Source organism: Arthrobacter sp. 01T428 (genome assembly GCF_056398685.1).
Window position 1 is genome coordinate 87,154 of the sequence record NZ_JBFTPW010000008.1, and the last position, 23,425, is coordinate 110,578.

The 23,425-nt window shown below is 64.4% G+C and carries 20 protein-coding genes; 10 read left to right on the forward strand and 10 right to left on the reverse strand.

Features of this window, described 5'->3' with window-relative positions; translation table 11 throughout:
- Nucleotides 1-45 precede the first annotated feature (45 nt).
- The 4 genes from AC1DJB_RS11170 to AC1DJB_RS11185 all read left to right on the forward strand — a co-directional run bounded on the left by AC1DJB_RS11170 (nucleotide 46) and on the right by AC1DJB_RS11185 (nucleotide 3,764).
- A complete protein-coding gene (locus AC1DJB_RS11170) occupies nucleotides 46-846 on the forward strand; it encodes an IclR family transcriptional regulator (protein WP_059388029.1) in 801 nt (266 codons plus the stop codon).
- A gap of 223 nt (nucleotides 847-1,069) precedes the next feature.
- Nucleotides 1,070-2,200, forward strand: coding sequence for a cupin domain-containing protein (locus AC1DJB_RS11175; protein ID WP_284991737.1), 1,131 nt, complete (start codon nucleotides 1,070-1,072; stop codon nucleotides 2,198-2,200).
- Nucleotides 2,197-3,033, forward strand: a complete 837-nt coding sequence (locus AC1DJB_RS11180; RefSeq protein WP_441433630.1) for a fumarylacetoacetate hydrolase family protein — start codon at nucleotides 2,197-2,199, stop codon at nucleotides 3,031-3,033. Before AC1DJB_RS11175 ends, AC1DJB_RS11180 begins: the two co-directional genes overlap by 4 nt.
- Nucleotides 3,033-3,764, forward strand: coding sequence for a maleylpyruvate isomerase family mycothiol-dependent enzyme (locus tag AC1DJB_RS11185; RefSeq protein ID WP_441433631.1), 732 nt, complete (start codon nucleotides 3,033-3,035; stop codon nucleotides 3,762-3,764). The genes AC1DJB_RS11180 and AC1DJB_RS11185 overlap by 1 nt, the downstream gene beginning before the upstream one ends.
- Before the next feature lie 155 nt (nucleotides 3,765-3,919).
- Here AC1DJB_RS11185 and AC1DJB_RS11190 read toward each other — a convergent pair whose 3' ends face one another.
- Nucleotides 3,920-4,384, reverse strand: a complete 465-nt coding sequence (locus AC1DJB_RS11190; protein WP_284991734.1) for a DUF4383 domain-containing protein — start codon at nucleotides 4,382-4,384, stop codon at nucleotides 3,920-3,922.
- 444 nt (nucleotides 4,385-4,828) lie between these two features.
- Here AC1DJB_RS11190 and AC1DJB_RS11195 point away from each other — a divergent pair, with 444 nt between their 5' ends.
- A complete protein-coding gene (locus AC1DJB_RS11195; protein ID WP_284991733.1) occupies nucleotides 4,829-6,160 on the forward strand; it encodes a cell division protein PerM in 1,332 nt (443 codons plus the stop codon).
- A gap of 30 nt (nucleotides 6,161-6,190) precedes the next feature.
- Here AC1DJB_RS11195 and AC1DJB_RS11200 read toward each other — a convergent pair whose 3' ends face one another.
- On the reverse strand, nucleotides 6,191-6,613 hold the full coding sequence (locus AC1DJB_RS11200; RefSeq protein WP_253257189.1) for a hypothetical protein: 423 nt from the start codon (nucleotides 6,611-6,613) through the stop codon (nucleotides 6,191-6,193).
- Nucleotides 6,614-6,651: 38 nt separating this feature from the next.
- Between AC1DJB_RS11200 and purN the strand changes: the two genes are divergently transcribed.
- On the forward strand, nucleotides 6,652-7,224 hold the full coding sequence (purN, locus tag AC1DJB_RS11205) for a phosphoribosylglycinamide formyltransferase (RefSeq protein WP_284991732.1): 573 nt from the start codon (nucleotides 6,652-6,654) through the stop codon (nucleotides 7,222-7,224).
- A 97-nt stretch (nucleotides 7,225-7,321) separates the two neighbouring features.
- Here purN and AC1DJB_RS11210 read toward each other — a convergent pair whose 3' ends face one another.
- The 3 genes from AC1DJB_RS11210 to AC1DJB_RS11220 are packed head-to-tail and all read right to left on the reverse strand — an operon-like array spanning nucleotide 7,322 to nucleotide 10,591.
- A complete protein-coding gene (locus AC1DJB_RS11210; protein ID WP_306964017.1) occupies nucleotides 7,322-8,674 on the reverse strand; it encodes an MFS transporter in 1,353 nt (450 codons plus the stop codon).
- 20 nt (nucleotides 8,675-8,694) lie between these two features.
- Nucleotides 8,695-9,669 (reverse strand): N-acetylmuramic acid 6-phosphate etherase, encoded by a 975-nt coding sequence (murQ, locus tag AC1DJB_RS11215; protein WP_284991730.1) that lies wholly within the window; start codon nucleotides 9,667-9,669, stop codon nucleotides 8,695-8,697.
- Nucleotides 9,653-10,591 carry an N-acetylglucosamine kinase gene (locus AC1DJB_RS11220; RefSeq protein WP_476910248.1) on the reverse strand — a complete coding sequence of 313 codons (939 nt, stop codon included), beginning with the start codon at nucleotides 10,589-10,591 and terminating at the stop codon, nucleotides 9,653-9,655. Before AC1DJB_RS11220 ends, murQ begins: the two co-directional genes overlap by 17 nt.
- 120 nt (nucleotides 10,592-10,711) lie before the next feature.
- On the opposite strand from AC1DJB_RS11220, the gene purH reads away from it, so the two are divergent.
- Entirely contained in the window at nucleotides 10,712-12,382 is a 1,671-nt protein-coding gene (gene purH / locus AC1DJB_RS11225) for a bifunctional phosphoribosylaminoimidazolecarboxamide formyltransferase/IMP cyclohydrolase (RefSeq protein WP_307053053.1), read from the forward strand.
- A 169-nt stretch (nucleotides 12,383-12,551) separates the two neighbouring features.
- Here purH and AC1DJB_RS11230 read toward each other — a convergent pair whose 3' ends face one another.
- Entirely contained in the window at nucleotides 12,552-13,583 is a 1,032-nt protein-coding gene (locus tag AC1DJB_RS11230; protein ID WP_476910249.1) for a trypsin-like serine peptidase, read from the reverse strand.
- Nucleotides 13,584-13,755: 172 nt separating this feature from the next.
- Nucleotides 13,756-14,739, reverse strand: coding sequence for a trypsin-like serine peptidase (locus AC1DJB_RS11235; RefSeq protein ID WP_476910250.1), 984 nt, complete (start codon nucleotides 14,737-14,739; stop codon nucleotides 13,756-13,758).
- A gap of 210 nt (nucleotides 14,740-14,949) precedes the next feature.
- Between AC1DJB_RS11235 and AC1DJB_RS11240 the strand changes: the two genes are divergently transcribed.
- Complete coding sequence (locus AC1DJB_RS11240; protein WP_476910251.1) at nucleotides 14,950-17,169, forward strand: NADP-dependent isocitrate dehydrogenase; 2,220 nt, start codon at nucleotides 14,950-14,952, stop codon at nucleotides 17,167-17,169.
- Between the two features lie 75 nt (nucleotides 17,170-17,244).
- Here AC1DJB_RS11240 and AC1DJB_RS11245 read toward each other — a convergent pair whose 3' ends face one another.
- Entirely contained in the window at nucleotides 17,245-18,345 is a 1,101-nt protein-coding gene (locus tag AC1DJB_RS11245; RefSeq protein ID WP_476910291.1) for an FAD-dependent oxidoreductase, read from the reverse strand.
- Between the two features lie 117 nt (nucleotides 18,346-18,462).
- Between AC1DJB_RS11245 and AC1DJB_RS11250 the strand changes: the two genes are divergently transcribed.
- On the forward strand, nucleotides 18,463-18,909 hold the full coding sequence (locus tag AC1DJB_RS11250) for a DoxX family protein (protein WP_306964029.1): 447 nt from the start codon (nucleotides 18,463-18,465) through the stop codon (nucleotides 18,907-18,909).
- 5 nt (nucleotides 18,910-18,914) lie between these two features.
- On the opposite strand, the gene AC1DJB_RS11255 is transcribed toward AC1DJB_RS11250, so the two are convergent.
- Complete coding sequence (locus AC1DJB_RS11255; RefSeq protein ID WP_284992035.1) at nucleotides 18,915-19,412, reverse strand: uracil-DNA glycosylase family protein; 498 nt, start codon at nucleotides 19,410-19,412, stop codon at nucleotides 18,915-18,917.
- A gap of 886 nt (nucleotides 19,413-20,298) precedes the next feature.
- On the reverse strand, nucleotides 20,299-21,708 hold the full coding sequence (locus AC1DJB_RS11260) for a DUF3100 domain-containing protein (protein ID WP_476910252.1): 1,410 nt from the start codon (nucleotides 21,706-21,708) through the stop codon (nucleotides 20,299-20,301).
- A 210-nt stretch (nucleotides 21,709-21,918) separates the two neighbouring features.
- Between AC1DJB_RS11260 and AC1DJB_RS11265 the strand changes: the two genes are divergently transcribed.
- On the forward strand, nucleotides 21,919-23,415 hold the full coding sequence (locus AC1DJB_RS11265) for a chlorohydrolase family protein (RefSeq protein ID WP_476910253.1): 1,497 nt from the start codon (nucleotides 21,919-21,921) through the stop codon (nucleotides 23,413-23,415).
- Nucleotides 23,416-23,425 lie beyond the last annotated feature (10 nt).

The following is a 23,425-nucleotide window of genomic DNA, read 5'->3' on the forward strand; positions in this document are numbered from 1 at the left end:
ACCACTGTGTGGCTGTTTGGTTATGCAGCCCAATAGAATTCTGTCGTGCAGAATCTTCCAGCCCGCAAAAAACCGGCCTATTCCATTGAAGCCGTGGACAACGCCCTGCATCTCCTTCAGCTCCTGCGCGACGGCGGCAGCCTGCGCCTCAAGGACGCCGCCGCGGAGCTGGGTGTTGCTCCCTCCACAGCCCACCGGCTGTTGGCCATGCTGGTCTACCGGGGGTTCGCGGTCCAGGACGAGACCCGCCGCTACGTGCCCGGGCCGGCCATGGGGGTTGGACCGGCAGGACTCAGTTGGAGCCGGCTGCTTCGCACGGTGGCGCAGCCGCACATGGAACTCCTGAGTGGGCGGATCAATGAGACCGTCAATCTCATGGTTCGCGTGGGAACCAAGGTGAGGTTCCTGGCCACGGTGGAGGGGACCAATGCCCTACGGGTCGGCGACAGGCAGGGAACCGTCCTGCCCGCGAACAAAGCCTCGGGCGGCAAGGCGCTGTTGGCAGAGCTGGAGCCCGCCATGATCGAGCAATTGTTCCGCAGCCACAACGCGGAGATCGGCGGCGACAACATTCCCGACGCCGAATATCCGGCTTTCCTGCGCGAGCTTGAGACGATCCGGAGCAACGGATTCGCGGCGAATTTCGAAGGCACCGAGGAAGGGATCAGCGCCTTGGGGGTGGCTCTCCACAACGGGCGGGGCGTCGCCGTGGGCGCGCTGAGCGTAGCTACTCCCGTGGCACGGTTCCGCAGGCTCTTCGATGCTGGTCTTGTGGGTATCATGCGGGAAACCCAGCGCCAATTGGAGATCGATATCGCGGCCAATCCGGCCGAGTCCCAGCCTTAACCCACCCAAGCCGTGACCCACCCAAGCCGTGACCCACCCAACTGACTCGCAGTTGATGTCGTTTTGAGGGCCCATAACGACATCTATTGCTAGTCAGTTGGGTCGGCGGGTCCGTCAGGTGGGCCAGAAGATTCTGTCTATCAGAATATGCTGGAGATCACTTGGGGGCTTCCCTAGGGTCTGGAGTACGCCAAAACTGTCCCGTACCCCCGAGGAGGCCTCTGTGTCCATCAGCGCCGATAGCACAACCCACGAATCAGTTGCCGCCGAGAACGCTGTTCCGGAACCGACTCCCGAGGAAGCCGCCCAGCTGGAGCAGCTGTATCAGGATTTCGAGGCCGGGAACCTGATTCCGCTCTGGACCGAGATCGCGGACCTGATGCCGATGGTGCCGTCCCCGAAGGCCGTGCCTTACGTGTGGCGCTGGAACGATTTGTACCCATTGGCGGCCCGTGCCGGGGACCTGGTGCCTGTTGGCCGTGGCGGGGAACGCCGTGCCATCGCCCTGGCAAACCCGGGCCTCGCCGGTACTCCGTATGCCACACCCACCCTGTGGGCTGCCATCCAGTATCTGGGCGCGCACGAAACAGCTCCGGAGCACCGCCACTCGCAGAACGCCTTCCGCTTCGTCGTCGAAGGTGAGGGCGTCTGGACGGTCGTCAACGGGGATCCGGTGGCGATGCGCCGCGGGGACTTCCTGCTGACGCCGGGCTGGAACTTCCATGGCCACCACAACGACACGGACCAGCCGATGGCGTGGATCGACGGATTGGACATCCCGTTCGTGCACTACGCGGACGCCGGGTTCTTCGAATTCGGCACCGAACGTGTCACTGACGAGGCCACCCCGGACGTTTCGCGCTCCGAGCGGCTCTGGGCCCACCCGGGCCTCCGTCCCCTCTCCGGGCTGCAGGACACGGTGAATTCCCCGATCGCGGCCTACCGTTGGGAACACACCGACGCCGCCCTGCGCGAACAATTGCTTCTCGAGGACGAGGGCCACCCGGCCACGGTGTCCCAGGGCCACGCCGCCGTGCGTTACACCAACCCGACCACCGGCGGGGACGTCATGCCCACCATCCGCGCCGAGTTCCACCGCCTGCGGGCCGGCGCTTCCACCGAGGCCGTGCGCGAAGTCGGTTCCAGTGTCTGGCAGGTCTTCGAAGGCCGCGGCACCGTAGTGCTGAACGGGGAGTCCAAGGTCCTGGAAAAGGGCGACCTCTTTGTCGTGCCGTCCTGGCAGGAATGGTCGCTCCACGCCGAGAGTGAGTTCGATCTGTTCCGCTTCAGCGACGCCCCCATTTTCGAACGACTGAATTTCAACCGCACGTACATCGAAGGACGCAACAAATGAGACTCCTCACCCTCCGCATTTCTGACGGGACCGGCACCGGCACCGTGGCCGTCCGCCAGGACGGCGACACCCTGACCGAGATCGACGGGTTCTCCGACGTGGGCGCCCTCCTGCAGGACCCCGCCTGGGCGACTATCGCTGAGGCGGCCAACGGCGCAACTCACGCGTACGACGGCGCCGACCTCGCCGCCGTCGTGCCCTCACCGGGGAAGATCATCTGCGTCGGGCACAACTACCGCAACCACATCAAGGAGATGGGCCGGGAAATCCCCGAGTACCCCACCCTGTTCGCGAAGTACCAGGAATCGCTAATCGGTCCCAACGACGACCTGGCGTTGCCGCAGGAATCGGACACGGTCGACTGGGAGGCCGAGCTCGCCGTCGTGATCGGCAAGAAGGGGCGCCGCATCAGCGAAGCCGACGCGGCCGACCACATAGCCGGGTACTCGGTGCTGAACGACATCAGCATGCGCGACTACCAGTTCCGCACCATCCAATGGCTGCAAGGCAAGACCTGGGAGAAGTCCACCCCGTTCGGGCCCGCCCTGGTCACCAAGGACGAGTTCGAGGCCGGGCCGCTCATGACCTCCGCGGTGGACGGCGAGATCCAGCAGCAGACCCCCACCGGGGACCTCGTGTTCACCCCCGAATTCCTGGTGTCCTACATCTCCACCATCATCACGCTGAACCCGGGCGACGTCATCGCCACCGGCACCCCCGGCGGAGTGGGCCATGCCCAGAACCCGAAGCGGTACCTCCAGGAGGGCCAGCTCCTGGTCACCACCATCGAGGGACTGGGCCAGCTGAACAACCGCGTGGTCAAGGAAGCCTGATGGTCGCCCGCCACGACCTCACCACCGATCCGGGCCTGCAGGAACAGCTCCTGCAGGCCCGGCGGGGGACCGCGTTCTTCGCCCGCAAGCTCAACGAACTCACCGATGCCGGGCTCGACGGCGATTCGCTGCTTCCCGGCTGGACCCGCCGCCACGTTGTAGCACACGTGGGCTACAACGCCCGGGCCATCGCCCGCCTCGTGGAGTGGGCGTCGACCGGCGTGGAGACTCCGATGTATCCCTCAATTGCAGTGCGGGATGAGGAGATCAACTTCGGCGCCACCCTGTCTCCCATCGCGTTGCGGAACCTCTTCGACCACTCCGCAGTGCACCTGAGCGTCGAATGGCGCGACCTGCCCGAAGACGCCTGGCACCACACGGTCCGGACCATCCAGGGCAGGGAAGTCCCGGCGTCGGAAACGGCCTGGATGCGCACCCGCGAAGTCTGGGTGCACGCCGTCGACCTCTACAACGGAGCATCGTTCGGTGACATCCCGGCGTCGGTACTGGAACGGCTGCTGCGCGACATCACCGGTTCGTGGGCCGCCCGGGGCACCGACGCCGGGTTGTTGGTCAGCGTCGCTGGCACGGACCTCACGTTCGGCGATCCGGACGCCGCCGTCGTGGTCGCCGGGCCTCTCGCCGGCGTCGTGCAATGGGCCACCGGACGCGGGGCCGGCGGGGTGACCGCGGGCGCTGGGCCCGTGCCGGCGGCACCAAAGTGGATCTGACGGCGTCGGGCACAAAGAAGGTTGGCACAGCTCCCGGCTTCTTCACCGCAGGAACTGCACCAACCGCTTGTATGACTATTCAGATTTAGCTGTAGATCCTACCCATCGGCGGCTCCTGTAATCCCGGGCTAACTCAATCCGGGCTTTGAATAGGGCTACTTTGCGTCGTCGGCCAGATGCCGTGAAAACATCCAGCCAGCGGCAATCATCAGGATGCCCAAGACCATGAACGTCCAGTTGTCGAGCGTGTTCAGCGACAGGAAGTTGGCCGCCGAATCAACCCCGACACTCAGTCCGTACACACTGAACACGATGTACAAGGCGCCGAAGCTCATCAGGATATTGCGTGCGCTATGGCCGCCCGAGCGGGACATCGCCCAGCTGGTTCCACCGATGAGGAGCTGCACAATGTTGAGCAGCAGCGACACTTGGAACACACCCAGGAGCATTGCGTGCGAATTTGGCCCGAAGAACTGCAATTCCCCGTACCGCATGGTGATTCCCGGAATGAATCCGAGAAGGCCCACCAGCGCCATCAGAATACCTACACCCATGCCGATGTTCTGGATGTCCGTCCGTCCAAAGTGAACACCATGTGCATGTGGGGTTGCGGTAGTCATTTATGCCCTCCATCCACCTATTGCGAACAATCCAATTTTACGTCTGACTTATGCAAAAAGCGCTTGGAGCGGCGGCGTCCGGCCGGCCTGGCGGCGGCGTGCCCGGCGGCCCCAACAGGCACTGCGCGCCCCGGACGCTCGCTCACCTACGGTGGGTTTTCCCCGACGCTCGCTCACGTATGTCGGGTTTCCTGCCAACGCTCGCACACATATACGACGACAGCGGTGCGGCCGGAGTGAGCGCGCGTTGGCCCGGCGTGCCTCATTGGTGAGCGGGCGTTGGCCCGGAAAGCCTCATTGGTGAGCGAGCGTCCGCCCGGAAAGCCTCATTGGTGAGCGAGCGTCCGCCCGGAACGCCTCATAAGTGAGCGGGCGTTGGGGGATTGGCGGGCCGTGCGGGCGCCTGCCGGGGGAGCGGGGCACGCCGTGGCACGATAGAACACGATGAAACTGCGCGCTGATCAGACTGGTAACCATGGCCTGCCCATGCCTTTGTGGCTGCAGGGTGCCCTTGAGTCGGCCCAGGCCGCCATCATCTCCGCGCTCGTGGTGGTCCTGCCGCTGATCGGTGTCTGGGCAACTGACGGATTCCAGAACCACACCGTCGATTTCCTGGCACGCCTGGCTGGCCAAGCCTGGTTGCTGGTCCACGGCGTTCCGCTGCAACTTGCCACTGTGAACATGGGAACCGCGGGCCTACCGGGTTCCGGGATGTTGTCCCTTATCCCGCTCGGACTGACGCTGGTCCCCTTCCTTTTGGCGTGGCGCGCGGGCCGCCGGCTGGCCAGGGCTTCCTACACGGACCAGCTGTGGCAGGCCTTCTTCGGAGCGTTGCTTGTCTACGGGGCGTTCGGCGCGGCCACCGGATTCGTGTGCCGGACGCAGGACGTCGTCATCAACATCTGGTTCGCTGCCTTACTTCCGCTAATCCCGTTCGGTCTCGGCATGGTGGTGGGTGCCCGGCGTGAGTCGGGCTCGTGGAGCAGGCTCATTGGGGTCGACGCCGTCGATTGGCTTGCACGCACAAGCCAACATTCCCGCTGGGCCGGTTCCTACTTCGGCTCCGCCATCAAGGCCGGATTCGTCGCGATCATGGCAGCCCTGACACTCTCAGCGACGCTGCTCGCCGTCGACCTTGTCATCCACTGGACGGACATCATCGCCGTCTACGAAGGCCTGAAAGCCGGCGCCCTCGGCGGTGGCGTCCTGACCATCGCCCAGCTCGGCTACCTCCCCAATCTGGCGGTATTCGCTTTGGCTTGGTCCTCTGGCGCAGGGTTCTCCCTCGGCATCGGCTCACACGTCGGGCCGCTGGGCACCGCCGTCGGGCCGCTGCCCGCGATCCCCGTCTTCGGCGCACTGCCCACCGGGCAGCTCGACTTCGGCGCCGCGGCCCTCGCCCTGCCGGTGATCGCCGGTGTGTTGGCGGGCTGGTGGTTCCTGCGGGCGGGGGAGAACCACTTCGACGAATGGCTCTCCATCAAGATCAAGGCGCGCTGGTTCACGGCTCCTGTTTCCACGCTGATCCTCGGCGCGCTCATCGGGGCCGTCGCAGGGGCTTTGGCCGGAGGCCTCGCCTGGCTGGCGCGCGGTTCCGCCGGGATCGGGCGTCTCACCGAGATCGGCCCGGACCCGCGGTGGACGGCAGTCTGGATCGCCGCGGAGGTGGGGATCGGCGTCGTGATCGGTTATTGGGTGGGGCCCTGGCTCGAGAGGCGGCAGAAGCTCCGCGAAGCGGATCTCGACGATTCCGTGTACGACGGCGACCGCCGCTAAGGTGCCTGCCTCACCTGGCTTGCGCCCCGGCTAGCGCAATCCGGAGGGAAGGGAATTCTGGAAATCCACCTGGCACGAGTTCTGGGCGTGGAGCGTCAGTGCGCCTCGTGCACAGTTCTCCAAGGTGGTGACCTGTTGGAAGAAGACGACTGCGGTGAGCACCAGCAGGCACATGATGGCCGTGACCACGAGCCCGGAAATGGTGCCGAACAGAACGATGCGCGGCTGCTTGAACCGGATCGCCCGCACGAGGACCACCACTCCAAGCACCGCGGCGATGACGGTGAGGATTCCACTGAGCCAGACGTAGCTGATGTTCAGGATATAGACGAACAGGGCGCCAAGCACGGTCAGCAGGAAAGTCCTGAACAGCGTGTGGGTAACGGCAAGCGCTGATTTGGCAGCCTCGCTCTGAGGCTGATGCTGCGGGGTGGGTCCAACGCCGGAATTCATGTTTTCCAGCCTACGCGAGCCAGCCATAAGCTAGTGCAATGCGTATTGTTGTCCTCGTCTCCGGCACCGGTTCCAACCTCCAAGCAGTAATCGACGCCGTGAAGGCGGGCGAGCTGGACATTGAGATCGCAGCCGTGGGAGCCGACCGGCCGGGTACCTACGGCGTGGAACGCTCTGCCGAAGCCGGACTGGACACCTTCGTGGTGGACTTCAAGGACTACGCGGACAGGGCCGATTGGAACGCGGCACTTACCAAAGCCGTTGCCTCGTACGATCCGGACGTGGTGGTCTCGTCCGGGTTCATGCGGATTGTGAGTCCGGAGTTCATCGATGCCTTCGAAGGCAAGTACCTCAACACCCACCCCGCGCTGCTTCCCGCTTTCCCGGGAGCCCATGGAGTCCGCGATGCCATGGCCTATGGTGTGAAAGTGACCGGCTGCACTGTCCACTGGGCCGACGCCGGCGTGGACACCGGGCCCATCATCGCCCAGGAAGCGGTGGACATCGCCCCGGACGACACCGAGGACACCCTGCACGAACGCATCAAGGTGGTGGAGCGTAGGCTCCTGGTCCGGACGCTCGCAGAGCTCGCGGCGGGAAAGCACGCCTAAGTCCTCCGTTCGGCCCAACTAGCTCGCATTAGATGTCGTTTTGGCGGCTCATAACGACAACAAATGCGAGTCAGTTGGGCACCCCCGTTGGGCATGCTCAGTCGAGCTCGAGCTGCTTGGTCTCCGGCGCAAACAACGCCATCCACAGCACCGCCACCACGATGAGCCCGCCAGCCAAGGCGAAAGACGTGGCCAGGCCAAGCTCGGGCCAGAAATACGAAGCGAACACGAGTGGCCCGATCCCGGCACCAACGCGTGAGAAGGTCGAGGCCCAGCCGAAGCCGGAACCCCGAAGCTCCGTGGGGTAGAGCTCCGACACGTAGGTGTAGAGCACCGGGATGGCCACCTGGATGACGAAGCCGAACGCCAGGAGCCAGAACACCGCCGCGTCCGGAATGTCCACCACCAATGACACGATCACCAGGGCCAACGCGGACAGCGGCGCGGTGATGGCCAGGATCCACTTGCGGCCCACCCGCTCCACCAGCACTGCCGCGACCGCCACGCCCAGGAGCCCGACGCCGGCCATCCCGGCTGTCGTCACGAAGGCCTTGTACTCCTCGAACCCGGCGCCGATCAGAATCCGCGGCATCCACGTCAAGCTCAAGTAGTAGACCAGAAGGATGCTGAAAAACAGGGCCCAGGCCGCCGTCGTGATCTTCCAGTTGAACTGCCAGATCCGTCGCAGTTGCTGCCACGCGCTGCCGGCGGAGAGGCGCGGAGCATCTTGTGGCGCGGGCAGGCTGTAGGCGCGCGGCTCGGCTCCCGTGGCCAGGACGAGGCTGTCGATGACGTCGGCGGCTTCTTGGCGCCGGCCCCTGCGGATGAGGAAGAGCGGGGATTCGGGCACGCTCCGCCTGACCCAGAACACCAGCAAGGCAGGCAACACCATCACGAGCATGGTGAGGCGCCAATCGGCAAAGGCCGCAACAAGTCCGGCCGAAATGAAGCCGCACAGGGCGGCCCCTACGGGCCACCAACCATCCATAGCGGTAAGCACCTTGCCGCGATGCTTCCGCGGGGTGAATTCACCGACGAGTGCGTAATCCACGGGAATGCAGCCGCCCAGCCCGAAGCCGGCCATGAAGCGGAAGATGCAGAACCACACGATGTCCGGCGCGACTGCGCCCAGCACCGTGAAGATGGAGAAGATCAGCAGGGTGGCCGTGAAGGCCCGTTTCCGGCCGATGGTGTCCGCGATGGTACCCCAGGCGAAGGCGCCCAAGGCCATGCCGATCAGGTTTGCGGTCCCGATCCATCCGGCGTCGGCGGGCTGGAGGGACCAATGCTTGGAAAGCAGCGGAATGAGGATGCCGTTGAGGGTGACGTCCCAGGCATCGAACATGAAGCCGAGGCCCCCGATCAGGAAGATCCTGCCCTGGACCTTCCACCGCCACGGCAGCTCCTGGACAACCTGTTCGCCGCTCGGGACGGTCGTGTAAGTATTCATTTCCCCTCCTGGGGAAAACTCTATCCGTGCTTCTCGATCGCCTTTCGCAGGAAGCCGCCGGCCTCGTCCAAAGCGCTCTTGGCCTGCCCCGGATCGATCCCCGTCAGCACTACCAGGATGGCTGCCTTGACCGATCCGCCCACGGAATCCAGCGCGCGAATCGCCGTCTCTGCGTCCACTCCGGTGGCGTGTTGGATGGTCCGTTGGGACCTTGCGAGGAGCTTGTTGTTGGTTGCCCGCAGATCGACCATCAGGTTTCCGTAGGTCTTCCCGAGCTTGACCATCGCGAGCGTGCTGATCATGTTGAGGACGAGTTTCTGCGCCGTGCCGGCCTTCAGCCGCGTTGAACCGGCAACGAACTCGGGACCAACCACGACGTCGATCGCCACGTCCGCCAGTTTGCTGATGGGCGAAGCGTGGTTGCAAGCGATCGAGGCGGTGAAAGCGCCTCGGCTGCGGGCCTCCTCAAGGGCGCCGATCACGTACGGTGTGCGTCCCGAAGCCGAGATTCCGACGACGGCGTCCGCCTCGGTCACGCTGATGTCGTGCAGGTCCCGGGCTCCGGCAGTGGCGTTGTCCTCGGCGTACTCCACTGGCTTCTGGATGGCTTGGGTGCCGCCCGCGATGATCCCGACGACGAGCCCCGGGGGAGTGCCGAACGTGGGCGGGCATTCGCTCGCGTCCAAAACCCCGAGCCGCCCGGCCGTTCCGGCGCCGACGTAGAGCAACCGGCCGCCGCGGGCGAGGCGTTCCGCAACGGCGTCGACCACTGCGGCGATTTCCCCGCTGGCTTGTTCGACGGCGGCCGGGACGCCGCGGTTCTGCTCATTCATGGCCGCGACGAGTTCGGCCGTGCCCATGGTGTCCAACTCACTGAGCGCGGGCAACGCGGCTTCGGTTTGCAGGCCCGCGAGCTCCGAACGGAGTTCCTCGAGCCCGTCGCCGTCGGGGGAGTCCGGGGTACCGGGGGAAGAAGCGTCAGGCTGTTCCGTCACGGTGAATGTACCTTTCCTGGAGGAGCCCGCGGCGGTTCGCTGCGAGGGCGGCCCCGTCCAAGCCATCGCCGAGAGCCGCAACCACCTCAATCCCAGCCGAAGCGAGGGCGTTGTGCAAGAGCCCGCCGAAGAACTCCGATTTCACGACGCCGCCAAGGAGCGCCACCTGCTTCGTGTCGCCCGCGGCAAGGGCCACGGTGTTCACGAGAAGCCTGCAGGCTTCGTCCACAATGCCGCGTGCGACGGCGTCTCCCGCCTCCGCTTCTTTCAGCACCACGGGCGTGAAACGCGCCATCGTCCGTGCCGGGTTGCCGGATTCGGCGAGCCACGCCGGAAGTTGCGCGGGGGAGCCTACAAGCGCGGCAGCCGCGCCGAGCAACGACGTGGCAGGGCCGCCGTCGTGAGCTTGTAGTGCGGCCTGAAGGCCCTGCTGGCCGATCCAGCGGCCGCTTCCGCGATCGCCCAAGAGCGGTCCCCAACCATCGGCACGGTGGAGGGTTCCGGCGTCGTCGAAGCGGAAGGCAACAGCCCCCGTGCCAACAATCAGCACCGTTCCGGGTGCGCCGTGCAGGGCGCCGAGCTGGGCCGCGGTTGCGTCCGAGAGAACCGCGGCCGGGACCTTGAAGCGCTCGGAAAGGAGGACGGCGAGTTCGTGGGAGTTGGCCGTTGAGGCCTCAACCCCGGCCACGGCGGCGCCGATTCCAAGCAACGAACCTTCCGGGAATGCTGCCGGAAGCCCCCGCGGCAGCATGGCCGCGGTGTCCGCGAGCAGCTCGAAGGCGAGCCGGGCGCCGTCGTCCATGCCGAGGCCGGGGAAGCCCTGCTGGTCCGCCGAGCCCACCACCTCATCGCCTCGCCTGAGTTCAACCCGGCATCGGCTCTTGCCGACGTCGGCTACCAAAATCACATCCGCGGAATCCATGGCCCAACCATATGTTGCGGACGCGGCCACGTCTCGAAAAACGAAGAGGAGCCACAACACGATAAACTCGTCCATATCCCCAGCAACCGCGGAATCCCGCGATATAAGACGGAGACTTTTGTGAGCTTGACGCAGCTTGACCGTGTTCCCATCCGCCGTGCACTGATCTCGGTTTACGACAAGACGGGGCTGGAGGAGCTCGCGAAGGGCCTGCATGCAGCAGGAGTCGCCATCGTCTCCACCGGTTCCACCGCGAAGAAGATCGCCGCAGCCGGTATTCCGGTCAAGGAAGTCGAAGAAGTCACCGGTTCCCCGGAGATGCTCGACGGCCGGGTTAAGACCCTGCACCCGCGCGTGCACGGCGGTATCCTGGCCGACCGCCGCGTTCCTGCCCACATGGAAACGCTGGCCAAGATGGAGATCGAGCCTTTCGACCTCGTTGTGGTCAACCTCTACCCCTTCGTGGAGACCGTCCGCTCCGGCGCTGCGCAGGACGACGTCGTCGAGCAGATCGACATCGGAGGCCCCGCCATGGTGCGTTCGGCCGCCAAGAACCATGCCGCCGTCGCGATCGTTGTTGACCCGAACTTCTACGGCGCCGTCGTGGAAGCCGCCGCCGCGGGTGGCTTCGACCTGAAGACGCGCCGCCGCCTCGCCGCGAAGGCATTCGCCCACACCGCAACGTACGACACCGCCGTTGCCACCTGGACCGCCAGCCAGTTCCTCGACGAAGACGGTGACGGCGTCATCGATTGGCCCGCCTACGCCGGCCTCGCCCTTGAGCGCTCCGAGGTGCTGCGCTACGGCGAAAACCCGCACCAGCAGGCCGCGCTGTACGTGGACAAGGCGGCCCCCGCCGGCATCGCCCAGGCAGACCAGTTGCACGGCAAGGCCATGAGCTACAACAACTTCGTCGACGCCGACGCCGCCCTCCGCGCCGCGTTCGACTTCTCCGAGCCGGCCGTCGCCATCATCAAGCACGCCAACCCGTGCGGTGTGGCCGTGGGTTCGGCCGATGCCGCGGACCCCATTGCCGACGCCCACGCCAAGGCCCACGCTTGCGATCCGGTGTCCGCTTTCGGAGGCGTCATCGCGGCCAACAGCATTGTCACGGCCGGTATGGCCAAGACCGTGGCCGGGATCTTCACCGAGGTTGTCATCGCCCCGGGCTTCGAGCCGGAAGCCGTTGACATCCTGTCCAAGAAGAAGAACATCCGCCTTCTGGCGCTGCCGGACGGTTACGGCCGCTACCCGACGGAACTCCGCCAGGTCTCGGGCGGCGTCCTCGTCCAGCAGGCCGACAAGGTGGACGCCGACGGCGACAACCCCGCCAACTGGACCCTCGCCGCAGGCGTTGCCGCCGACGACGCCACGCTGGCCGACCTCGCGTTCGCGTGGACTGCTTGCCGCGCCGCCAAATCCAACGCGATCCTCCTCGCCAACAACGGGGCGGCAGTCGGCATCGGCATGGGCCAAGTCAACCGCCTCGACTCGTGCAAACTGGCCGTTGAGCGCGCCAACACCCTGGGCGTCCAGGTGGAGTCCAACGTCGACGGTGCCGGCGGTGCCTCCAACGCCGTCGCGACTGGCGCACCCGAGCGCGCCCGCGGTGCCGTGGCCGCTTCCGACGCGTTCTTCCCGTTCGCCGATGGCCTCCAGATCCTGATCGACGCCGGTGTGCGCGCCGTCGTCCAGCCTGGCGGTTCGGTGCGCGACGAGGAAGTCATTGCTGCGGCCAACGCCGCCGGCATCACGATGTACTTCACCGGCGCAAGGCACTTCTTCCACTAGGTCCTTTCTCTAGGTCCGGGCGCTCGCACCGGGTCCACTCGCGGCACCAAAAAATGGACATGTCCTCCCGGGAGGACATGTCCATTTTTGGTGGTCGGCGCTGGGCATATTCGCAATATGTCCAACCCTGGGAGCGAACAGGGGGCATGTCCCTGCTGCGCCGGGGAGGTTACGGGGCTGTGGACGCTGTCTGGTACGTGCCTTGGATGACCGTGCCCCAGTACGGGCCGTACATCGTGGTGGAGTTGCTTCCGTAGCCGTAGCTGTTCACCGAGTTCTGGTATCCGCTGGCGCTGCTTCCAAGGAACCACGGGCCACCGGAGGAGCCACCCGTCATGTTGCAGGGGATCCCCTGGGTTTTGAACTGGGGGTTGTTGGGATCGTTTGTGGCAGTGCCTGAGCAGCTCTTGAGCGATTCCCCGGTGAAGGGCGATGCCGCGGGGTAGCCGAACGACTTGTACGCCAGTCCTCGGGCAGCGTTGAACTGGACGCCTGAGGCGCCCACCACGGCTGAGAGCTTTTGGCCATTGAGGGTGTTCATGACGGCAAATCCGGTGTCGTACTGGATGTTTCCACTTGAGGACCACTGGCTGGTTGTGTAGAGCGCCTTGGCCGTCCACTTTCCGTAGGGCGCGGCGCCGTCCTGGTAGGCGGGAACGAACGTGAAGTTGCCCGCGAACGCCCCGGGGCCTTCGTTGAGGCAGTGGCCGGCGGTGGACACGGTGCTCTGGTTGGCGGAGGTGACGGAGTTGCCGGAGCAGACATAGTTCACCCCGCCGAGTGTGAAGAACACTTTTCCGATGTGTGAAACGGGAGACTCACCTGCGTTGGCTTTACGATCCACGGCGGGGGACGGCGCTGCAGTGCTGGTGGCATTCTGGCCTTCGATTGTCAGTGCGCGGCCAAGCCCGGGAAAAACCCGATCGGGAGAAGTTGGTATGTCCGAAAGGCCAACCGCGGCCTGTGTCCGGGTCAGCGCCTTGGTGACCAGAAGGTCACCGGAGACGGCGTTCTTCATCCGTTCAGGAGTCCAATAGTCAGCGGTGTTCGCGTCCGACGCCGAATTGCTGCTCACGGTCGACGCATCGGTGCCATCGCTTATGGACGGGGCCGCGGTGGCCCCGCTGCCGGCGCCCAGCGCGAGTAAGGCGGCGGCAGTGAGGCCGAGCAGGCTTGTGGCCAAGGTCTTGGTTCTCATCACAGTTGTCCTAGATATCGAGCGGACGGCGGCCGGTTTGTGGAGGCCGCCGACTGACGGAACCGAAACTACCGAAGCCGTGACAAGCATGTAAAGAAATTGTTCAAGTTTTGTGAGATTTGACTTTCGTTTGACAAGATGCGAATTCTGCCTAGTTTCCAACTGGCCGAAAGACCTAGGATGTGGACGCCGTATCGTAGGCATCCCGGATGACGGAGCCCCAATAAGGCCCGTAGATCACAGCCGGGCCACCAGGGTAGCCGTAGCTCGTAATGGAGTTTTGGTAGGAATCCCGGCCCGAGTCGACCATCCAGGGTCCGCCCGATGACCCACCGGTCATATCGCAGGGAATGCCCTGCGCCTTGAACTGTGGATTGATGGGGTCCTTGGTGGCGTCACCCGAACAGCTCTTCAGCGATTGTCCGTCGAACGGCGGGGCGGCAGGGTAGCCAAAGGCTTGGTAGCTCAGTCCCCGGTCCTGGTTGAATTCCACGCCGGACGCGCCAACGACGTCGGCCAAGTGCTTGCCTTTCACTGTGGCAGTAACTGCGAAACCGGTGTCATAGCGGATGTCGCCGGCGGTGCGCCACTGGGGCGTGGTGTAGAGGGCCTTGGCGGGCCAGATGCCGTAAGGAGCATTGCCGTTGAGATAGGCCGGAACGAACACGAAGTTCTGGACAAAGGCTCCGGGACCCTCGTTGACGCAGTGGCCCGCGGTCGCCACTGTGCTGTCGTTGTCCGACACGACGACGTTGCCGGAGCAGACGTAAGCGAAGGCGCCCATGGTGAAGAAGACCTTGCCGACGTGGTCAATAGGGTCTTCGTCTTGGTGCAGGCTCGAGCTGCTGCCCTTGGCGCTGGCGATTTTCACTGGCGGGCCGGTTTCGACCGTGCCGCTGGCGGTGGCGCCACCTCGTGCGAGGGCTTTGCGGGCGAGGACATCGCCCGGGATGGCTGCTCGCATCCGTTCGGGAGTCCAGTACCCCGTGGGGTCGGTGTTTGTTGTCGCCAGGCTGACGAGCTGCTGCGTCCCAGGCGCTGCGAAGCTCGAAACCGCAGTAGGCGTTGCGGCTGCCGCCCCTCCAGCGGCACAGAGGGTCAAAACGGCGGAGGTAATGAGGCTCAGGAGACCAGTGATGGGGAGTGATTTCTTTGTCATGATTGTCCTGCCAATCGTTTGGCGGCCACGTGTTGTCGGCCACAGTTTGACCCAATGAACCTACTCCGATTTGGCGCGGAGGTACATAAGGTTCGGCGCGGTATGACGTTGCACAGCTCGCTTGAGGCCGTCCCGGTACGCGCCAATCCGGCCCCCTCAGGTAAGTTAGAGATGTTGAAATCTGCAGACTTTCAGGGAGATGCCCCGCCAATGGCAAAGATTATCTATACCCACACTGACGAAGCGCCGATGCTGGCGACGTACTCGTTCCTGCCGATTGTGGAAGCTTTCGCCTCAACGGCCGGCGTGGAGGTCGAGACCCGCGACATTTCGCTGGCCGGCCGAATCATCGCCGTCTTCGGTGACTACCTGACTGAAGAGCAGCGGATCAGTGACGCACTGGCTGAACTGGGCGAACTGGCAAAGAAGCCCGAAGCGAACATCATCAAGCTTCCCAACATCAGCGCGTCCGTCCCGCAGCTGAAGGCAGCCATTGCCGAACTGCAGGGTCAGGGCTACGCGCTTCCGGACTACCCGGACAACCCCTCCTCCGACGAAGAGACGGACATCCGCTCGCGTTACGACAAGATCAAGGGATCGGCCGTGAACCCGGTCCTGCGTGAAGGCAACTCGGACCGCCGCGCGCCCCTGTCGGTGAAGAACTACGCCCGCCAGAATCCGCACTCCATGGGTGCCTGGAGCGCCGACTCCAAGACCAACGTTGCGCACATGACGGAGAACGACTTCCGCTCCAACGAGAAATCCGTGGTCATCCCGGCCGACGACACCATCAAGATCCAGATCGTCCGCGAAGACGGCACCGTCAAGGTCCTCAGGCCGGCCTTCCCCGTCCTCGCCGGTGAAGTAGTGGACGGCACCGTGCTGCGCGCCGCTGCCCTGGACGAGTTCCTGGCTGCCCAGGTGGTCCGCGCCAAGGAAGAAGGCGTGCTGTTCTCGGCACACCTGAAGGCCACCATGATGAAGATCTCCGATCCGATCATCTTCGGCCACGTTGTCAAGGCGTATTTCTCTGAGCTTTTCGACACCTACGGCAAGCAGATCGCTGCTGCCGGCCTGAGCGCCAACAACGGCCTCGCCTCCATCCTGAACGGCCTCGATGAACTCCCGGAAGACGTCCGCGAAGGCATCAAGGCGGCCATCAAGAAGGGCCTGGAAGACGGACCGGCGCTGGCCATGGTCGATTCGGACAAGGGCATCACCAACCTCCACGTTCCCAGTGACATCATTGTTGACGCTTCGATGCCGGCGATGATCCGCAGCTCCGGCCACATGTGGGGACCGGACGGCAAGGAAGCCGACACTCTCGCGGTCATCCCGGACAGCTGCTATGCAGATGTCTACCAGGTGGTCATCGATGACTGCCGTGCCCACGGCGCCTTCGATCCCACCACCATGGGTACGGTTCCGAACGTCGGCCTGATGGCACAAGCGGCTGAGGAATACGGCAGCCACAACAAGACCTTCGAAGTTGAGTACGCCGGAACCATGCAGGTTGTGGATTCTTCCGGAACCGTGTTGATCGAACACCAGGTCTCCCCGGGCGACATCTGGCGCGCCTGCCAGACCAAGGACGTGCCGATCCGCGACTGGGTCAAGCTGGCCGTCACCCGTGCCCGCGCCTCCAAGATGCCGGCTGTCTTCTGGCTCGACGAAACCCGCGCCCACGACGCCCAGCTGATCGCCAAGGTCAAGGAATACCTGAAGGACCACGACACCGAGGGCCTGCAGATCGAGATCATGTCCCCGGAGAAGGCCACCGCGTTCACGCTGGAGCGGATCCGCAAGGGCGAAGACACCATCTCGGTGACCGGCAACGTGTTGCGTGACTACCTCACCGACCTGTTCCCAATCCTCGAGCTTGGCACCAGCGCCAAGATGCTCTCCGTGGTCCCGCTGATCAACGGCGGCGGCCTTTTCGAGACCGGTGCCGGCGGCTCGGCTCCGAAGCACGTCCAGCAGCTCCTGCAGGAAAACCACCTGCGCTGGGACAGCCTGGGCGAATTCCTTGCCCTGGCCGTCAGTTTCGAGCACCTCGCCACCACCACCGGCAACGCCCGGGCACAGGTCCTCGCGGACACGCTCGACCGCGCCACCGGCACGTTCCTGCTCGACAACAAGTCCCCGAAGCGCAGGGTGGGCGAACTCGACAACCGAGGCAGCCACTACTACCTCGCGAAGTACTGGGCACAGGAACTGGCCCAGCAGAGCGACGATACGGAGCTCGCCGCCGCGTTCTCCGCCGTCGCCGAGGCCCTGACGGCCAACGAGGACACCATCATTGCCGAGATGCTCGGAGTCCAGGGTTCGCCTGCCGACATCGGCGGCTACTACCGCCCCGACGCCGCCAAGGCGGAGGCCGTGATGCGACCTTCAGCAAAGCTCAACGAGGTTGTCGCCACCCTGAACTAGGCGCCCCGCCCACCCAACTCGCAGTTGTTGTCGTTTTGAGCGCTCAGAACGACAACAACTGCGAGCTAGTTGCATTTAAGCGCGGCGGAAGCGGCGCGGCGCGTCAATCCCGTCGACAAGATCGGCAAGTACGCGGCCAATAGCCGGGGTGAACTTGAATCCGTGGCCTGAGAACCCCGCGCCGACCACCAGCGGTCCAAAACGGTCGAGCAGGAAATCTTCGTTGGCCGTGCTCGTGTAAGTGCAGCTGATGGGAACCGCCGATTCGGCGTCGACCCCGGGCAGCCATTCACGAGCGTAGCGGCGGAGGGCCTCCAGCTGAACCGGCTCGGGTTCGAATGTGCGGGCATCCGGATCGGTGACAGGCCCTACGCCATGCCACCCCGCCTTGACCCCCTCGCCTGAAGTGAGCATCCCATAGACAGGGCTGTACCAATAGTCGTCACGGGGATCTCCCGGGTCCGGCGCGTGGTTGAAGCTCGGCCAGGACTGGGAATCATCGATGGGCGTGAAATGCGCAGGTTGCTCCTGGGTGACCACCAAACGGGGGAGTGGGACCTGCGCCCCGACAAGCTTGCTGGTCCAGGCGCCCGCCGCGATGACAATCCGGCGCGCCGTGATTTCCAGCGAATCGGTCACGACGACGGCGCGATCCTCGCCGAGCACGCGGATCTCGCGAACAGGGGTCGAATACTCGAAGCGGGCACCGTGTGCCTCGGCCGATGTGCGCAGCGCCTTGAGGGCCTCGGCCGCCCGGACCCGGCCCGATTCCGGCACGAAGAGGACATCGCTTCGGAACACCATGCCCCGCCAACGCTCTGACGCCTCCTTGGCGGAGATGAACTGGCTTGCGATGCCCCGCTCAGCGTGCGCGGTCCGAACTTCCCGGAGCCGGGCAACATTTCCGTGGTTGGCCAGACCCACAAGATCCAACAACTGCGTTTCGGTTTCCTCCGCGAGCCTGTCCCAGAGGTTCCTCGCTTCGCTGACCAAGGCGAGGTAGTCACCCTCTGCGTAGGCCGTGTTGAAGTTGCGCGTCGCACCATGGGAAGCCCCTACATGGTGCCCCTCCTCAAACTGCTCAAGGAGAACCACCGATCGCCCCTTGAGTGCGAGCTGCCAGGCCGCAGCTGATCCCATCGCGCCTCCGCCGACTACGACGACGTCAACATCCATCCCGGCTTCATCCATCCTGTCCTGCGGCCCTCCCACCGAGGTCCGCTGCGGTTTCCATTCTGCCGTGGACGGAGCGGCTGTTTTGAGCTGTGCCCTCGGCATGGAAGATTGGATCGGGTGAAATTCCTCCTTCCTTCGCAGACCTCGTCTTCGCGCGGCATCGCGTTTCTAAGGATCGTGTTCGGCGGCCTTTTGCTGGTGCACGGAGTCCAGAAGCTGCTCGCGGGGCAGCCTGCGTTTGAGGCAACCATCGCCGCGATGGGTGTTCAAAAAGCGGAGCTGATGTCCTGGCTGGTCATCTGGGGTGAAACCGGGCTGGGCGCACTTTTGGTGCTCGGCGCCCTGACGCGGGTGGCTGGCTTCCTGGCGGCCCTCATGTACGCAGGGATCTGGTTTGTCACCGAATCGGGCAAACCGTTGTTGAGCGATAGCCCCGGAATCAACGCTGAACTGCTCATCCTGTATATCGCGTTGGCGTTGGCGTTCGCCTTCATCGGTTCCGGGGCGGTTTCGCTGGACCGGAGACTGTTTGCCGGGAAGCCAGCCCGGAAATCGCGGCGCTAGGATTCCTAGCGCCGACCCGCCTGGAGACCCGCGCGGGCCATGGCGTCCGCGTAGGAGCGGCCCATTTCGATCAGCCATTCGGTCTGGCGTTCCTTGGAACCGGCGAAGGCGCGCCCGTGCAGCGAACGGGCCTTGTAGACCTTCAGGCCGCGGCGCCAGATCAGCTGGTTGTCAGTCTTGAGGAGCATCTGCGCCAGGCGGTTGGCTTCCGTTCCGTGCGCGACGATCGCCGATGCGCGCGGGACGAGTTTGAGGAACGCGATGAGCGGCTTGAGCCCGGCACTGACTTGCTCGGGGGTCAGTTTTCCGTTCGCCTCGCCCGGAGTAAACCACGGGTGGGTGTTCCACGGCATCATCCATTCCGGGCGCAGGCCGAGCTGGAACTGCAGACCCAGCAGCCGGGTGGCGGCGGCGTCGTCTCCGGCCCACACAACGCCCCGTGGGGAGGCCTCGCTGGTGTTGGAGAACAGGCTGACAATCCGGCAATCCTCCACCGAGTGCATCGGATCCACGTAGGGGACTTCGAAGCCAGGGCGGAGCTTGCGGAGGAACTCCACATGCTGGTTGACCGGAGCGATGTGCGGGGCGAAGAAAGGGCTGTCCGGAACCGCGGGAGTCACCGATTCTTCCGCGGGAGCCGCTTCGGAGCTTGCGGGTTCGACGACGGTGGCGACCGGTTCGGCGGCGGGTTCGACGACGGTGGCGACCGGTTCGGCGGCGGGTTCGACGACGGGAGCGGCCGCAGGGACCACCCTGCGGGTAATGACCGGGCTGGCCTTGGGCACCGAATTTGTGGGCGCCTTCTTCGGTGTGGCCGTCTTTGCGGCAGCAGCCTTCGGAGCGTCCTTCTTGGCCGGAACCTTCTTTTCGGCCTTGGCCGGGGCGTCCAGGTCATCATCCTCGTCGTCAAACAGACCATCGAAGAGCTTGTCGAGTTCGTCGTAGCCGGTGCCGTAGTCGTCGTCGAGCTCGGGGCCGCGCCCGAAACCTTCCTCGTACCGCGAGTCCAGTTCGGTGCGGTAATCCTCGTCGTGGACCTCGAAATAGTCCGGTTCGGCCAATGCGGTCATGAGAGCAGGGGTCTCCTGGGGTCGGGCAGCGGCCAGTATCGGGCGCGAAGGGGCGCGTCCGTTTCCGGGCCAGTTGATGGGGGCTCTCCGGGGGACCGGTTGAGCCTTTAGATCTTAGCAAGCCATAGATGGTCTGGAGTCCTTCAGCCGTTCATCTGACTCGGTATGTCGCGCGGCTCCGGGGATCAAGGAACCGCGATGCGTCGAACATCACCCGTGGGCGCCGCCGAGGGCGGGCGGAGACACGAGAGGGCGGTGGAATGGACGAAAGAGTCCATTCCACCGCCCTTGTTCGGCGTCAGTCGTCCGGCGTCAGCCCTCAGACGTGGATGACGAATTGTGCAAGTGCCGCGGCCGCTATGAAACTTGCGGAGAACGTGATGGTCGCCACAATGACCGTGCGCCAGTTGAGTGTCTTCAGCGCGTTGATGTCGCGTCCAACGTTCATGCCGAGCAGGGCGATCGAGCCAAGGCCCACGTAGAGCGGGTCAAGGTTGTGGGTGAAGGAGACGATCAAGCCGCTGAAAGGCAGAATCGGAGCTGTTGCCAACGTGGCGAGCGCAAGAACCCATACGCTCGACGGCACGGCGGGAACGTACTTGGCCAGTACGAATGCCAGCGCGGTAAGGAGGCCAAGGATCACCACGCCAATGACGTCGTTGATACTGGTGGACTTGGTGCCCAAGGCGTTGAGGACCACGCCCGCGGCGATGCTTGCACCGAAAGCGATAATCCACGTTGAGGGCTTCGTGCGCACTTCGGGGTCCTGGAGCACGGCTGAAACGTCCACTTTGGATCGGTCCTGTGGCCGGCGCAGCTTCGCGGCAACGGGGTTCCCGTTGCGGTCAAGGCGCTTGCCTTCGTCATCGCGGCGGAAGAGGCGCGACCAGAACTTGTAGAGCCGCAAAGACATCGGCAACGAAAGGAAGGCTCCGGCGTAGAAGCCCACAAGGTTCGTCACCAGGTTCGACAGGGCTGCAAGCGCCATGATCTCCGGTGCTTGCCCGGGATACAGGATGGACAGGGCCGCGACGCCGCCAAGCATCATGGATCCCGAGCCGAGGCCCAGGCCTAACGCGAGTGCAAGCGGGTCGAAGATGCCCATTCCGCCGAGCAAGCCGGCCAGGAGGGAGATGAAGACGGCGCCGAATACACTGCCCAGCAGCCACACGGAGAACACGCCGCGGTAGACCGGGGACTTCACGCCGAAACGCTGCAGTGCATAGGCCAAATAAGATTCCCGGTCAATTGCCCAGGTGGCCCCGATGGCCGTGCGGCCCATGCCCAGCGCGACGCCGACCGGCAGGGCAATGATGACGGTTCCGAAGATGTGGCCGACTTCCTGGAGCAGGATGGCCGGACCGAGGGAAGTCAGTTTGGCGAAGGAGGGTCCCACCTGGGTGCCGAGGGCTCCGAGGAACATGACGATGCTGACGTTGAGCAATACCGAGGCCACGGCACGGCTCTGGCCGGACATGGGGCGCACCTTCTGGACGCCGATGACGGCGCCCATCAGCACGGCCCACAAGACGGGCATGAGTACGATAGCGGCGTTGCCGAGGGGAATCTTGTGTGTTCCGGCCAGGATGGCGACGGCGCAGACGGCTGTGGACAGCAGGATCATCGATCCCCATTGCCGTGCGGTCGGGGTGAAGAGGCGGGCCCGTCCGTGATCGACGTTGACTACGGGCGTATCCACCTCCGGAGTGGTTGTGGATTGGTTCTTCATTGTTGTGCACCCTTCGTGTGCTGCAGTGGCGAGGGACGGATACATCCATGCCATTTGGTATACCAAAGATGGTAAGGTGGATCACATCGCAATGCAAGACATGTCACAAAAGCTGCTCGGATTCCCCAAACCTAGGGCATTCGCGTGATCGTCCGATGCCGGACTCGGTGTGCAGCTTTTTGACCTTGGGATACCAAATTTGGAGGGTTTATGATCACTCAGCTTTCTGCCCGGTACGTCCTTGGCTATGACGGGACCGGGCACGTCATGCACACGGATGGGCACGTGGTGATGAGGGATGACGAGATCATCTACGTGGGTACCGACTACGCCGGTCCCGTTGACGAACGCCGGGACTTTGGACAGAGCCTCATCTCCCCTGGCCTCATCGATCTCGACGCCTTGGCGGACATTGATCACATGATCTTCGACTCCTGGCCCACCGAGGAAATCGCTCCGGGCTTGCAATGGTCCGAAGACTACTTCCATAACCGCCGCCGCGATGTCTTCACCGCGGCGCAGCGCCAGAGCGTACGCAAGTTTGCGCTGGCGCAGCTGGCCTTGCACGGCGTGACCACCTACATGCCGATTGCCTCGGAGATCCACAGCTCCTGGGCGGAAACCTTCGAGGAACTCAAAGGGATGGCGCAGTCCAGCATCGAGCTCGGACTGCGCGGCTTCCTGGGCTCCGCGTACCGTTCGGGGATCAACGTCACTAACCACGACGGCCAGCGCGTGATCCTTTTCGACGAGGAGGAGGGACGCACAGGGTTCGCCGACGCCGCACGGTTCCTCGACTACGCCGACGAGCTAGGACACCCGTTGCTTACCGGTGTCCTGCTGCCATGCCGGATCGAGACACTCTCGGACGAACTGATGCGCCGGACTGCCGAACTGGCCACCGAACGCAACGCGCTGGTCCGCCTCCATTGCCTCCAGGGGACCAATGAAGACGGTTTCCTCGTCAAGCTCACGGGGCGTACAGTCCTTGAGCAGCTTGCGGATTCAGGCCTGCTGGACACGCGGCTCCTCATCCCGCACGGGGTTGTCATCGACGGCACCGACCCGTCCTCCAGCGCAGAAGGCGGGCCGTTGGATGTGCTGGCCCGGCATGACGTCAGCATCATTCACTGCCCCCTGACGTCGTTCCACTACTCAGGCATGCTCAAATCCTTTGACGCCTTCGCAGCCGCCGGGGTCAACATGTGCCTGGGAACGGATTCATTCCCACCGGACCTGATCAAGGGCATCGACGTCGGCACGCACCTGGCCCGCATCGCAGAGGGCCGCCGGGACGCCGGTACGGTCTCGGCGTTCTTCGACGCTGCCACCCTGGGTGGTGCCAGGGCACTGGGTCGCGACGACCTGGGGCGCCTGTGTCCGGGCGCCCAAGCCGACATTATGGTCGCCTCACTGGAGGACTTCCGTGACGGAGTCGTGGAAGATCCATTGCGCACGCTCATCCTCAACGGTTCGGCACGCAATGTCACCGACACGTACGTTGCGGGCCGCCCCGTGGTTGTTGACGGCTCGCTCCCAGGCATCGACCTGGATGGACTGCGCGCTGAGGGTCAGCAGCTCTTTGGACAGATGGTGGACGCCTACGGCGAACGCGACTACCTGCGGCGCGATGCCTCCGAGCTGTTTCCACCGGTCTATGCCCCGGCAGCAGCTCTGACACATGACGCGACGGCGTACGCAGCTTAAGGGTCAGAAG